The 12731-nt window shown below is 61.6% G+C and carries 13 protein-coding genes; 9 read left to right on the forward strand and 4 right to left on the reverse strand.

The window, feature by feature from the left end; genetic code table 11:
- The first annotated feature begins 72 nt into the window (after positions 1-72).
- Together N902_RS0100535 and N902_RS15745 are read left to right on the forward strand one after the other, a co-directional pair.
- A complete protein-coding gene (locus N902_RS0100535; RefSeq protein ID WP_027369329.1) occupies positions 73-1482 on the forward strand; it encodes a LysM peptidoglycan-binding domain-containing protein in 1410 nt (469 codons plus the stop codon).
- Positions 1483-1508: 26 nt separating this feature from the next.
- Positions 1509-2894, forward strand: coding sequence for a glycosyltransferase (locus tag N902_RS15745; protein WP_051564050.1), 1386 nt, complete (start codon positions 1509-1511; stop codon positions 2892-2894).
- Between the two features lie 80 nt (positions 2895-2974).
- On the opposite strand, the gene radA is transcribed toward N902_RS15745, so the two are convergent.
- The 4 genes from radA to N902_RS0100560 form a co-directional block, all read right to left on the reverse strand.
- A complete protein-coding gene (radA, locus tag N902_RS0100545; protein ID WP_027369330.1) occupies positions 2975-4330 on the reverse strand; it encodes a DNA repair protein RadA in 1356 nt (451 codons plus the stop codon).
- Positions 4331-4409: 79 nt separating this feature from the next.
- Entirely contained in the window at positions 4410-5216 is an 807-nt protein-coding gene (locus tag N902_RS0100550) for a DUF3426 domain-containing protein (RefSeq protein ID WP_027369331.1), read from the reverse strand.
- A 53-nt stretch (positions 5217-5269) separates the two neighbouring features.
- Positions 5270-5821 (reverse strand): hypoxanthine phosphoribosyltransferase, encoded by a 552-nt coding sequence (gene hpt / locus N902_RS0100555; protein WP_034621100.1) that lies wholly within the window; start codon positions 5819-5821, stop codon positions 5270-5272.
- Positions 5822-5883: 62 nt separating this feature from the next.
- Complete coding sequence (locus tag N902_RS0100560) at positions 5884-6348, reverse strand: N-acetyltransferase (protein WP_027369333.1); 465 nt, start codon at positions 6346-6348, stop codon at positions 5884-5886.
- Between the two features lie 128 nt (positions 6349-6476).
- Here N902_RS0100560 and N902_RS0100565 point away from each other — a divergent pair, with 128 nt between their 5' ends.
- From N902_RS0100565 to glpX, 7 genes are all read left to right on the forward strand, one after another.
- Entirely contained in the window at positions 6477-7538 is a 1062-nt protein-coding gene (locus N902_RS0100565; RefSeq protein ID WP_051564051.1) for a sigma-70 family RNA polymerase sigma factor, read from the forward strand.
- Positions 7531-8271 carry an HD domain-containing protein gene (locus tag N902_RS0100570; RefSeq protein ID WP_027369335.1) on the forward strand — a complete coding sequence of 247 codons (741 nt, stop codon included), beginning with the start codon at positions 7531-7533 and terminating at the stop codon, positions 8269-8271. Before N902_RS0100565 ends, N902_RS0100570 begins: the two co-directional genes overlap by 8 nt.
- A gap of 5 nt (positions 8272-8276) precedes the next feature.
- Entirely contained in the window at positions 8277-9986 is a 1710-nt protein-coding gene (locus N902_RS0100575) for a tetratricopeptide repeat protein (RefSeq protein ID WP_027369336.1), read from the forward strand.
- On the forward strand, positions 9967-10767 hold the full coding sequence (locus N902_RS0100580) for a hypothetical protein (RefSeq protein ID WP_027369337.1): 801 nt from the start codon (positions 9967-9969) through the stop codon (positions 10765-10767). The genes N902_RS0100575 and N902_RS0100580 overlap by 20 nt, the downstream gene beginning before the upstream one ends.
- A gap of 25 nt (positions 10768-10792) precedes the next feature.
- Positions 10793-11161 (forward strand): hypothetical protein, encoded by a 369-nt coding sequence (locus N902_RS15750; RefSeq protein WP_027369338.1) that lies wholly within the window; start codon positions 10793-10795, stop codon positions 11159-11161.
- Positions 11162-11171: 10 nt separating this feature from the next.
- Positions 11172-11621: a ribose 5-phosphate isomerase B gene (gene rpiB, locus N902_RS0100590; protein WP_027369339.1), complete on the forward strand. Its 450-nt coding sequence runs from the start codon at positions 11172-11174 to the stop codon at positions 11619-11621.
- A 93-nt stretch (positions 11622-11714) separates the two neighbouring features.
- Positions 11715-12704 carry a class II fructose-bisphosphatase gene (gene glpX, locus N902_RS0100595; protein ID WP_027369340.1) on the forward strand — a complete coding sequence of 330 codons (990 nt, stop codon included), beginning with the start codon at positions 11715-11717 and terminating at the stop codon, positions 12702-12704.
- The last annotated feature ends 27 nt before the right edge of the window (positions 12705-12731 follow it).

Raw genomic sequence — 12731 nt, forward strand, 5'->3', positions numbered from 1 at the left:
CGTATTCAGCCCAGCCCCACCTGGTCTTCACCAAAGAGCACTCCGGGACGGTCCCCCCCCCCGGAGTGCTTCGTGCATACCGTACGCAAGGGGGAGTACCTGTACTCCATCCTCCGCTCCCTGCAGATACCGGAAGACAGGCTGGGTACCTGGGCCCGCAGGGTCATCGCCTTGAACCCCCACCTTGCAGACCCGGATGTCCTTCAGCCCGGAACCCGCCTCTATCTCCCCCGGTCCCTGAAGGCACGCACCGAGAGCGGCCGGGATGGTCACAGTCCGAAGTCCGGGACAGCTCCGATCAGAAGCGTGCCGTATACCGTCCAAACCCCAAGATCGGCCTCGTCTCTGCTCCAAGACCGGCTCCCGGCTCAAACCCCGGCTGCGCAGAAACGATACGCCCGGCTCTTTCGGGCCATGAACCCCCAGGCCGACGAAGGCCTGCTTTCCCCCGGACAGACCGTCTATCTCCCCCGCCCCCTGCACCAGACAAAAGCCCCCCAGTCCACCGGCGGTCCGGAGCAGACTGCCGCAACCCGGCATCCTGGCTCCTCCCCGCCTGATTCCCCGGCCCCGGGGATCTCCAACCGGGAGCTGGTGATTACCCGCCTCTCGCGCATGGACTTCAGCATCTCCCGGGAGGGAGAGGTCATTTACCCTTACGGCCGGGGGCAATGGGTCCGGGTCCATCTGGGCTCCACCCCCCTGGTCACCGCGCCCTGGGGCGCATCGGTCCTGCTCGACCCCGGATCGGGCATGGACGCAGCCAAAGCCCGGGCCCTGTCCTCGGCCGGGCTTTGGGTATGTCCGGTGCCATCCGACTGGTCCCCGGCAAACGTGTTCTCAGCCCTGGAACAGACCTGCCGGTCCGGTTTTGTGGCCTGGTCAGAAAAGAGCCCGCTGATCATCAGTCTGCCTCAGGGGCCCAGGATTGAAATCAAGGCCCCGACCATCCTTGGGGTGCACGGCAGGGCCAAACCCAGGTTTACGGTCTATGCCCCCTCTCCTGCCAGCCTGGGGCATATCCCGTCTTTGCTCCTCGGCTATCTGCAGGGACAGGACATCACCATCCTGCCCCCGGAGAAGGCCGCCGGCTCCCCCGAAAATGCCCTGCATATCCCGCCCAGGGAGCACCTGCTTACCCCCTCCCTGTCCAGAACCGAGCTTGTGTCCATGCATCAAAGCCTGGGTGCCGGCGGGGAGGGCACAGCACCCAACCGCCCCCGCTCTGCCGGAGAGACCCTGGTCCCCAAAAGCCTGCATCTGTCCTGGGTCTCCCCCGACGGCTTGGAGATCGGGCTGTACCTCGATGGGTACAGATCCCCTCTTGCTCCGGACAGCCTCTTTTTCCTTCCCCCGAAGCAATCAGATCCCTATCTGCTTGCTTTGCTCAATCTCATGGGATATGCTGCGTATAGGCTTGATTTCTCAGCCGTCATGCGTGCCGGTCCCCCCAGAGGGACTCCCACTGCACATTCCTTTTGAACCCAAGGATGAAGCGGAGTTCACCCATGCAGCAAAACACAGGCCCCACCCACGTCACGACTTTGGAGACCTTTCACCCCGAGCATATCTACAAGCCGGAAGAGTTTGCTCCCTATATCGGCGATGCCCGGGTCGAGGCCCTGAAGCAGACCGCAGCGCCACTGGAGGGCAAAGGGTGGACCAACGTCAACTCCACCCTGATCGGCGGCGGTGTGGCCGAGATCCTGTCCAGCGCCGTTCCCCTGGCCCTGGGCCTGGGGATCAATGCCCATTGGCACGTGATCCGGGGCAATGACAATTTCTTTCAGGTCACCAAAAAGTTTCACAACATGCTCCAGGGCATGGAGCTGCCCATCGGACTGGAGGAGATCTTCCAGGCCTACCTGAACACCATTGACGAGAACGCCAAGAACACCTTCATTGCCTCCGACCTGGTGGTTATTCACGACCCCCAGCCCGCGGCCATGGTCATGAACGGCCTGATCTTCGGCAACATCCTCTGGCGCTGTCACATCGACACCTCAGCCCCGAGCGAAATCGTCTGGCGCTTCCTGCTGCCCTACATCAACCATTGCGCCGGAGCCATCTTCACTATTCCGGAGTTCATCGGCCCGGGCCTGCAGATCCCCCTGTACCAGATTTATCCCTGCATCAATCCCCTGGCCCCCAAAAACCGCCACAGGTCGGATCAGGAAGCCCTGAGCACCCTGGACAGCCTGTTTTCCGCCCACGGCGTGGACCCGGAGCGGCCGATCGTGGCGGCCATCTCCCGCTACGACATCCACAAAAACCAGTCCACAATCATTTCAGCCTTTCAGGAATACAAACGCCGGGTCAAGCCCGATCCGGCCCCCTACCTGATTTTTGTCGGCAACACCGCCTCCGACGACCCGGAGGGCGGAGCCATGCTGGAGAAGCTTCAGGAGCAGGCCGATGGTGACCCGGACATCATCTTCTGGGTCAATGTGGATGACAATGACGAGGTTGTCGGCGCCCTGATGCACCTGGCCCGGGTCTTTGTCCACGTCTCTACCAAGGAGGGCTTCGGCCTGGTGGTTACGGAAGCAATGTGGCAGGGAGCTCCGGTCATCGGCTCCAAGGTCGGGGGGATAGCCACCCAGATCGCCCACGGCCAGACCGGGTTTCTGGTCGATCCCCTGGATGTGGAATCCATTGTCCAGCGCCTGGACTATCTGCTGACCCATCCTGAGGAGGCCCAGGGCATGGGCGAGCAGGCCAGGGAGCATGTGCGCACCCACTTCCTGATCCCTGAGCTGGTCCGCAGGTATATGATCCTCATGCAGTACTATTCCGGGCTCAACTCCGAGGCCCCGGACTTTCGGCTCAACGATCTGAGCTACAGCGAAGTCTTGAGCCTCATGCGCCCGGTCCCTCCCTTTCTCCAGGGATAAGGGCCCGAGCCCGCCAGCCGGGATAGCGCGGGTCCACCGCCTCTTTCCGGCCGGCGGCGCCTGCTCTGGGCCGGGAGAAGCTAGGGGGAAAAGAGGCGGGTCATATCCCGGATGTTGGCTATGGGCAGGGTTGTTCGCCCCGGCGACGAGGCCTGGGAGGAGCGGTCACCGCCTGCCGGGCAGACCACGGGATGGTATCCCAGGGATGCCGCCTGTCTGCGCCGCAGGTCGTGCCCGGCAATTGGCCGGATCTGACCGCTTAAGTCCACTTCTCCCCAGAACACCGCCCCTTCCGGCAGGGGCCGGTCGTAATACGAGGAGAGCACGGCGGCCACCAGCCCCAGGTCCAGCCCCGGCTCCTCCATCTTCAATCCGCCGCCGATCTTGGCATAGACATCCATTGCCCCCAGTCGAAGCTGCAGGCGCTTCTCCACAATGGCCAGGAGCAGATTCAGACGGTTGGAGTCAAACCCCACCGAGGTCCGCTTGGGCATTGGGCCAAAGCTCTCGGTCACCAGGGCCTGGACCTCCACCGCCAGGGCCCGCTGCCCTTCCAGGGCCATGACCAGGGCACTGCCGGACAGGGACGCATCCCTGGCCCGAAGAAAAAAGGTGGACGGATCGTGCACAATCTGCAGCCCCTTGTGCACCATCTTCAGGACCAGGATGTTGCTGGTGGGCCCATACCGGTTCTTGACCACCCGCAGGATACGGAAATCATTGTTCCCGTCCCCCTCCATGGCCAGCACGCTGTCCACCATATGCTCCAGCAGCTTCGGCCCAGCGATCTGTCCATCCTTGGTAATGTGCCCGACCAGGATGACGCAGATCCCTCTGGTCTTGGCCGCTTCGATCAGGGCCGCGGCTACGGTGCGCACCTGGGACACGCTGCCTGCTCCGCCTTCACACTCCTCGCTGGTCATGGTCTGTATCGAGTCGACAATGATCACTTCCGGAGCGCGGTCCTGGCTCAGACAGGCCAGGACATCGGCCAGGCGGGTCGAGCTCAGGGCCAGGATTCCCCGGCCCTGCAGCCCCAGCCGGTCAGCCCGCTGTTTGAGCTGGGGCAGGGACTCCTCCCCGGAAATATACACCGGACGGCATCCTTGCTGCTCCAGGGAGCCCATGAGCTGGAGAAGAAAGGTCGACTTGCCCACCCCCGGGGCTCCGCCCATGAGCAGGACGGAGCCCTGCATCAGCCCCTGGCCCAGAAAGGCGTCCACAGCGGCGGAACCGGTTGATATCCATTCCCGGCCCTGGATGGACACCTGGTCCAGGCTTGCCGGCCGGCCGGCCGGAGCCGCCTCAGAAGCGCTCTTGGCCTCCTGGCTGATCTCGGCGATGGTCCCCCATTGACCGCACGTGGGGCACTGCCCCTGCCACTGAGCGGTCCTGGCTCCACATTCACGGCATTCGAAATGTCTTTTGTGCTTCATACAAACCACAGCCAGCGGCCTTGCCGCGGATAGGGATCATCAAGTCCAGGTCCCAAAGCCGACTTGAGCGCCTGGGCCGTTATTCGGCCTGTGGACTTGGCTTTTCTGCGACCCTGGCCTGGATGACCTTCAGGCTGAACTCAGCGACGTGGTCCGGATAGTCGGCAAAGAAGGTCATAAAGTCGACCTTCTGCTGTGGCGGGAGATGAGAGTTGTTGGCCAGGACCCCGGCCGGGGCGGACAAAGCCGCCTCCAGCTCTTCCCGGCTCAAGGTCTGCAGTTCGTACACCGAGGCGGTATTCCCGCCCAGAAACACTTTCTCCTGGATCTTGTGTCCATCCCGGTCGAACAGGGAAGCAGAAATCTGCACCTTCTGCCTGGCCTGATCCGAGGTATTCTCCGCCCGCCCTTCAACGACCAGAATGCGGCCCATGTGCTCGTTTTCCACCATATACTGCCGAACGTCGCGAAGGGCAATATCCTCGGCATCAGCCGATTCTTCAGCCTTGTGATTCAGGGCCATCCCGTCCTGTTTCTGAGCCCCTCCGGACGGCCCCATGGTCTGCAGCGAGGGCCAGAAGACATACACCGCCAGGGCCGCAAGAAGGGCCAGGATCACAAGCAGAAGGACCGCGGTCCTGCGTTTCCCCGGCCGGGACGGACCGGAGCCGCGCCCGGGGAGCATCGACTCCCCGCCGTTGTTTCCAGGACCCGGGCCTTCACCATATGGTCCCCTTTCAGCCGAAGTCTCGGCTGAAATGTCGTCCTCCGGATAGGCGGTAAAGACATGACCGCATCTGGTACACCGGACCCCGCTTCCCTCGGGTTTGACTTTCTCGTCCGAGACGCGGTATTTTGTACGGCATTGGGGGCAGGCGATGATCATAACTCTCCCGTGGCACGGTTTGGTGGAGAATGGGGCCGGCACAGCCGGGATGCTCAGCCGCGGGGTGCGGATGCGGGTTCAGTCAGCTCGTAGATGGCGTCCAGCTGCCGATACGCCTCAGCGCAGTCCAGCCCGTATCCAACCACAAACCCCTTATCCAGAGCAAACCCGTAAAAATCAACCGGCAGGTCGATTTCCCTCCGCCCGGTCTTGTGGATCAGGGAGCAGACAGCTATGCTTGACGGCCTCCTGGCCTGGAAGACCTGCTTCAGGTAGGCCAGGGTATGTCCGGTATCCACAATATCCTCGACAATGAGCACATGCTTGCCCTGGACGGACACCTCTATGTCCTTGCTGAAATGCACCTTCTCCTGCCGGGTGGTCTGCTGACCGTAGCTGGCCAGGCGGACAAAGTCCAACTCCAGCGGGGTCTGCATCTGGCGGATCAGATCGGCGAAAAAGACAAAGGCTCCCTTCAGGACACAGACGGCCACCAAAGGGGCCTGGGCCCGGGAATAGGCGTGATCAATGGCTGCCCCCAGCTCGCTGACCCTGGCCGCAATGGTCCGGGAATCGAAAAGACAGTGCATGGAATCGGAAGGCATTTTCTCCCCTTGCAGACACCTTCAGCCCCGGGCTGTACCCAAGGCACAGCCGGAGGCAGCATTTACAGATCCACCAGCATGGCCACCTCGTCGCAGCAGTCGGGAAACTTCGGGCAGTTCAAGCAGTCCGCCCAGATCTTCTGGGGCAAAACATCTTTCTCCACCACTTCAAATCCCATTTTATAAAAGAATTCCGTCTGGTAGGTCAATGTAAAAATCCTATACACCCCAAGAGTCAGGGCTTCACTCAGACTGGCATCCACCAGCCGCCGTCCCCAGCCCTGCCCCTGGAATGCGTCGCTGACAATCAGGGACCGGATTTCAGCCAGGTTCTCCCAGGTGATGGTTAACGCGCAGCATCCTTGAATCCCGTTGTCGCTGTCCAGGACAAAAAAGTCGCGCAGGTGCTTGTACAGTTCGCTGTAGGAACGGGGCAGAAGGAGCCCTTGCCGGGAAAAGGTCATCAACAGCCTGTGGATCCCTTGAACATCTTGGATATTTGCCTTGCGCAAGAACAAAGAATGCATATGTCACACCCATGGGGACGGCTTGCAGGTGAAAAAGGAAATCCCATACTGAAAATCATTGAAAATGACAAATAAAAATCCTACCCTATGGGAGCAAACCTTGTCCCATTAAGACGGGGTATACCGCCATGACAGAAAAGACACATACCGCCCATAACAGCGAGGAACAGTCCCAGGATCAAGAGAATCAGGACCTGGACCTGGACCTGAACGAACAGGAACTGAGCGCGGAGGACGCAGAAAGCCTGGCCGACACTGAAGAGCAGGCATCGACTCAGGACAAGGACCCGGCGCCGCTGAACCTGCCGGTGCCCAGTCCGGGCCGGGAACTGCGCACCCAGGACGCTCTGCAGATGTATCTGCGGGAGATCAATGCCTTCCCCCCCCTGGAGGCCAATGAAGAGTTCGAGCTGGCCCGACGGTTTCACGAGGACAACGACCATCAGGCCGCCTTCCGGCTGATCACCTCCCACCTGCGCCTGGTGGTCAAAATCGCCATGGAATTCCAGCGCAAATGGATGAAGAACGTCCTGGAGCTGATTCAAGAAGGCAATATCGGCCTGATGAAGGCCGTGCAGAAGTTCAATCCGGACCGGGGGATCAAGTTCTCCTATTATGCCGCGTTCTGGATCAAGGCCTATATCCTTAAGTTTATCATGGACAACTGGCGGATGGTCAAGATCGGGACCACCCAATCCCAGCGCAAGCTGTTCTACAACCTGGGCAAAGAGCGCCAGCGGCTGGAAAACCTGGGCTTTGACCCCAATTCCGAAACCTTATCCAAAAGCCTGGATGTGAGCAAGGAAGACGTGGAAGAGATGTCCATGCGCATGGGCCAGAGCGATCTGTCCCTGGACAGTCCCTTCAGCGAGGACACCAGCACCACGCGCATGGACCTCCTCCCGGCCCTGGAAGCCAGCATTGAGGACCGCCTGGCCCAGGAAGAGATATCCGATCACCTGCGGACCCACATCAAGACCCTGATCCCCAAGCTGAACGATAAGGAAAAGCGCATCCTCAACGAGCGTCTTCTGGCCCAGAACCCGATCACCTTGCGGGAAATCGGGGACGAGTACGGGATCACCCGGGAACGGGTCCGTCAGATCGAGGCCCGCCTGCTGCAGAAGCTCCGAGGACATCTTTCTGAATCTATTGAAGATTTTTCACCAGACTGGATCAGCCATGAATAACTCTCTGCACAACCTCAAACTGGAAGCCAAGGAACTGAAAAGTCAGAATCTTCCCCGGTTCTACGATCACTTCGCCCCCGAGCTGGCCCATTCCCGGGAGCTCTTTTTCGATCATCCTTTGATCCAGAGGTGCCGGGAAGACGCCATCCCTTTGCTCAACGATGCCTACGGACATGGCATAGAGCACAGCAAGACGGTGGCCGTAGAAGCCGGAGCCCTGATCCTGGCCGAGACAGCGGCCTGGGATATTACCTTCAGCAGACATCTTGTGATCTTGACCCAAATCGCCGGTCTGCTCCACGACACCTGCCGGCTGGAGCAGGAGCACGCCCGCCAGGGTGCAGAGCTGAGCCGGACCATCCTGCAGGACTACCCCCTCTCCGCTCAGGACAAGGATATGATCGCCGCGGCCATCGCCAATCACGAGGCCTTCACCCGGTACGAGCCTGCAGCCGATCCGGCCGCAGACCTTATGAACAGCGCCCTGTACGATGGGGACAAGTTCCGGTGGGGACCGGACAATTTTGTGACCACCCTGTGGGAAATATGCGACTACGAGGACTGGCCCCTGACCCAGGTCGTCGAACGCTTCCCCCAGGGGCTGGAGTTCATCCAGTCCATAACCGAAACCTTCCGGACCCAGACCGGAAAGATCTACGGCCCGGAATTCATCTCCTGCGGACTGCACATCGGCCACCACCTGTACCGCCGGATGAAAAAGCTGTGCACCTAACGCCTATGCGCTTTCTTTACCCCCCCATCCTGCTTGCATGTCTTCTGATTGGTCTGGGAGCGGGCCTCTCCGGCTGCTCTGCCTCCGGCACCTCCCCGTCCCGGTCACCTGTGGCCCCCGCTCCGTCCCTGTCCAAGCAGGCCCGGGCCACCCACGCCTATCTGCGCTATCTGCAGCAAAGCGGATCCCAGGCCCTCCAGGCATTGAATACGGCCATTGAGCTGGATCCGGCCCCCGAGCTCTACCTGGAAAAGATCCGCTACCTGTGGAGGCGCAAGGATTACGCCCAGGCAGCGGAAACGGCCAGAGAAGGACTCCGCCGGACACCGGATCACCCCGGGCTGACCCTGGCCCTTATCCGTACCCTGTGGACCCAGGACAGCGACTCCCAAGCCGCTGATCTGGTTGAGCGCCTTTTGCAAGAGCATCCCAAGGACTGGTCCCTTCGCTCCCACCTGGCCAACTACCTCCTGCAGCAGGGCCAACCCTCCAGGGCCCTGGACGTCCTGCACAGCATTCCGGACCAGGCCCGGACGGCCAATATGCACTACCTCCTGGCCCAGGCCCACGAAAGCCTGGACAACCGGGAGCAGACCATCACCCACCTGGAACGGGCCACGGAGCTGAATCCCTCATTTCGCAAGGCCTGGGCCGAGCTCGGCTATCAATACGAGCTCAGCCGGGATTTGGTGGCTGCACAACAGGCCTACACCACACTTCTGGACCTGGGGGAAGACAGCTCCAAGATCCTGCTGCGGCTGGTGGAGATACACCTCAAGCTCAATGACCCGAACCAGGCCGTGAATCTGCTTCTGAACCGCAGCCGTTCCGGCCAGACCCTCCTGCCCGGGGTAGGACTGTTCGTGCACAACGGCTTCTACAGCCAAGCAGCCTCGGTGCTGGAGCAAGCCCCTCCGGAAGCCGGGAGCTCACCCCGGGGACTGCTGTATAAGGCCGTCCTGGCCCTGGAGCTGGACAACGCCCCGGACCAGGCCCTGCATTTCCTGGGCAACATCCCCGCAGCCTCGGACATCTATCCCCGGGCTCTGGCCCTTCGCGCTCAGCTCCTCTGGGAGCAGGGCTCCACCCAGGCCGCCCTGGAGCTTACAAAACAGGGCCAAAAAGAGTATCCGGACCTGGCGGTCTTTTACTCCCTGCACGCGCGAATCCTCCGGGAGCAGAACCAGCTGACGCAGGCCAGGGAGACCCTGGTTCGCGGGCTGCGGGCAATTCCGGATGATCCCGAGCTTCTTTTCCAGCTCGGAGTGGTCGACTATGAACTGGACGAGATCCCCAAGGCCATGGCCCACATGGAGGCCATCATCAGCCAGGATCCGGAACACGCCCAGGCCTTGAACTTCCTGGGCTACACCCTGGTCGAGCAGGGGCAAAGCCTGGATCGGGCCAGGATCCTGATCGAGAAGGCCTTGGCCCTGGATTCGGAAAACGGGTACTATCTTGACTCCCTGGCCTGGTACCAGTACACAGTTGGCCAGAACGAAAAGGCTTGGGAGAGCATCCAGAACGCTGTGGCCCTGGTAGCCGATGACCCGGTCATTTGGGAGCATTACGCAGATATCGCCCGGGCCGTGCACGAACTCAAGCAGGCGCGCAGGGGATACCGCAAAGCCCTTGCCCTCAACCCTGAGCATCCCCAGCGCCTGCGCAACAAGCTGCAGGCTGTGGACAAGCACAATGATCCGGAAACACAGTAGACTGAAGTGGCGTGCCCTCGGCCTTGTGCTCCTGGCCGCCTTTCTCCAGGCCTGCGCCGCCGGACCCGGCCCCCGGATACCCCTGCCTGCCCCCGACCCTGAACAGGTCTGGAGCAGGTTCAAGGATATGCACGCCTCCAGGGAAAAGGCTCCCTTCTGGCTCAAGGCCAGCCTCAACTACTCCGGGCCAAAGACCGGTCAGCGCAGCACGCTTGAGCTCTGGGGCAGCCCCGGGCTCCCCCTGCGCATGGACCTCAAGGCCGGACTGGGAATCACAGTATCTATGCTCCGGATCGCCGAGGACGAGGTTCTGGCTTACTATCCCCGCCGGGAAACGGCCTACACGGCCCGAAGCTCCAGGCAGGCACTTAAGGCCCTGGCCTTTGCCTGTCCCTTGGGCCTGCAGGACCTGGCACTCATCCTCACCGGCCAGGCGGCGGCCGCCCTTCCCCCGTCCTACGCTCAGGCCGAAGCCGGGGCCGATGGAGGGACCACCTTTGGCTTTGCAGCTTCCGGCCCGGTCCAGTCCATGCGCGTGGACCGCCAGGGCCGAATCATATCCATGAGCGGCCAACGGCCCTATCCCTGGACCCTGCAGGTCGACGACTATGAGCAGATCAACGGCCGCCCTGCCACCGCCCACTCCTATCGCCTGAAGACTGATACGCATACAGCCCTGCTCCGGATCAAAGAACTGCGTTTCCGGTCCTTTCCATGGCCCGAAAACGCCCTGTCCCTCCCCCTGCCCGAAGGCACGCCCCGTGTGCCCCTGGGGGAATAACCATCATCTGTCTGGAGGACCGAGTATGACAGAACAGATCGTCAACGCCACCAAGCGGCACACTGTCTCCACCCTGGAAGCGATCCCCTTGACCTTGAAGCTTATCTGGAGCGAGCTTCGCTGGTCTGTGGTCCGTTTTCTGCGCTCTGTGGAAATCAGGCAGCTGGAAAAAAGACTGGGCCGGGAGTACCAGAAGCTGGGCCGGCTTTCGGCCTCGGAAGCCAAGGATGCGGAAGAGGCTGAACTCTGCCGGAAACAGATTGCTTTTCTGGACAAGGAGCTCAGCTTCCTGCGCCAGGAACTCTCTGACCTGCGCCAGGACCTGATCGTCAAGCGCTGCCGGAAGTGGGGCCTGGAACAGGCCGAGGACCAGCATGCCGAACCCGCCTCCTGAAGGGACCCCCATGAACATTACCACCATGTACTGCGGCTCCGATCATGCGGGCTTGGGCCTGAAGCACCTCTGCATCCGTCATCTGCACAACCAGGGATGGACCTGTACCGATCTGGGAACCACCTCGGAAGCCAGCTGTGATTATCCGGTCTTTGCGGCCGAGGTCTGCCGCACGGTGCAAACAAAGGGCCAGCTCGGCCTTTTGATCTGCGGGACCGGACTCGGGATGTCCATGACCGCCAACCGGTTCTCATCCATCCGGGCCGCGCTGTGCACCAATGAATACATGGCCCGGATGGCCCGGATGCACAATAATGCGAACATCCTGTGCCTTGGGGCCAGGGTCGTGGGCGACGATGTGGCCCTGGCCATTCTGGATGTCTTTGTCCGTACCGGGTTCGAGCAGGGGCGGCACCAGAAGCGGGTCGAGCTGATCGACTCCGTTGCCGGGCAGGGGTGATCGCTGCGTCCTCAAGCTCTCGGTGCATGAACAGTGCAGCTGCCTGCCCCTTCGCCGAAGAGATGAATGCACATCAGGGAGGAGTCGTTCGCTATGAATGCTGAAATTCCCCAACGCAACCTGGCCTTGGACCTGGTCCGGGTCACTGAGGCCGCCGCCCTGGCTTCTGCCCGCTGGTTGGGCCGCGGGGACAAAAAGAATGGAGACCAAGCTGCTGTAGACGCCATGCGGTTGTCCTTCAGCGGCCTGGATATCCAGGGAACCATCGTCATCGGGGAGGGAGAGAAGGACAAAGCCCCGATGCTGTACAATGGAGAAGAGGTTGGAACCGGCCAGGGTCCGCAGGTGGATGTTGCCGTGGACCCGGTGGAGGGAACGAATCTTTTGGCCTACGGCCGGCCGAACGCTATCTCGGTTGTGGGCCTGGCCCCTGGGGGCAGCATGTTTACCCCCGGTCAGAGCTACTACATGCAAAAGCTGGTGGTGCCGGCAGCGGCCAAGGGCCAGGTCGATCTCACGGCCTCGGTGGAAGAGAATCTCCGCTCGATTGCCCGGTGCCTGGAGAAGGACATCGACGACCTCATGGTCTTTGTCTTGGACAAGCCGAGGCATGCCGGGCTGATCGAGGAGATACGCCGGGCCGGAGCCAGGATCCAGCTGCATACCGACGGCGACGTGGCCGGGGCCTTAATGGCCGTGGATCCCACCTCGGACGTGGATGTGCTTATGGGCACCGGGGGAACCCCGGAGGGGGTGCTCTCAGCCTGCGCCATCAAGGCCATGGGCGGCGAGATGCTCTGCCGCCTGGACCCGCAGAAAAATGATGAGAAAGAGGCCCTTGTGGCCCAGGGGGCGGACTTCGACCGGATATTCACCGGAAGCGACCTCATCCGGGCCGACGATGTCTTCTTCGCCGCCACCGGCATCTCCGGCGGGACATTCCTCCCCGGGGTGAGCTACAGTGGGGCAGGGGCCACGACATCCTCCCTGGTCTTGCGCGGCCGGACAGGCACCGTGCGGCGCATTGAATCCGCCCATACCTGGAACAAGCTCATGCGCTTCAGCGCTGTGGACTACGACTAGGGCCCCGCCAACACCCTGGCTCCAGCC

Origin of the sequence: Desulfovermiculus halophilus DSM 18834 (genome assembly GCF_000620765.1) — a bacterium.
Lineage (GTDB): Bacteria > Desulfobacterota > Desulfovibrionia > Desulfovibrionales > Desulfothermaceae > Desulfovermiculus > Desulfovermiculus halophilus.

Excerpts from the sequence above, each read along its gene's own strand:
- N902_RS0100570 (WP_027369335.1), top strand. The coding sequence starts at position 7,531 with ATGAATAACTCTCTGCACAACCTCAAACTGGAAGCCAAGGAACTGAAA.
- N902_RS15750 (WP_027369338.1), top strand. The coding sequence starts at position 10,793 with ATGACAGAACAGATCGTCAACGCCACCAAGCGGCACACTGTCTCCACC.
- N902_RS0100575 (WP_027369336.1), top strand. The coding sequence starts at position 8,277 with ATGCGCTTTCTTTACCCCCCCATCCTGCTTGCATGTCTTCTGATTGGT.
- hpt (WP_034621100.1), bottom strand. The coding sequence starts at position 5,821 with ATGCCTTCCGATTCCATGCACTGTCTTTTCGATTCCCGGACCATTGCG.
- N902_RS15745 (WP_051564050.1), top strand. The coding sequence starts at position 1,509 with ATGCAGCAAAACACAGGCCCCACCCACGTCACGACTTTGGAGACCTTT.
- N902_RS0100550 (WP_027369331.1), bottom strand. The coding sequence starts at position 5,216 with ATGATCATCGCCTGCCCCCAATGCCGTACAAAATACCGCGTCTCGGAC.
- N902_RS0100580 (WP_027369337.1), top strand. The coding sequence starts at position 9,967 with ATGATCCGGAAACACAGTAGACTGAAGTGGCGTGCCCTCGGCCTTGTG.
- N902_RS0100560 (WP_027369333.1), bottom strand. The coding sequence starts at position 6,348 with ATGCATTCTTTGTTCTTGCGCAAGGCAAATATCCAAGATGTTCAAGGG.
- radA (WP_027369330.1), bottom strand. The coding sequence starts at position 4,330 with ATGAAGCACAAAAGACATTTCGAATGCCGTGAATGTGGAGCCAGGACC.
- rpiB (WP_027369339.1), top strand. The coding sequence starts at position 11,172 with ATGAACATTACCACCATGTACTGCGGCTCCGATCATGCGGGCTTGGGC.
- glpX (WP_027369340.1), top strand. The coding sequence starts at position 11,715 with ATGAATGCTGAAATTCCCCAACGCAACCTGGCCTTGGACCTGGTCCGG.
- N902_RS0100565 (WP_051564051.1), top strand. The coding sequence starts at position 6,477 with ATGACAGAAAAGACACATACCGCCCATAACAGCGAGGAACAGTCCCAG.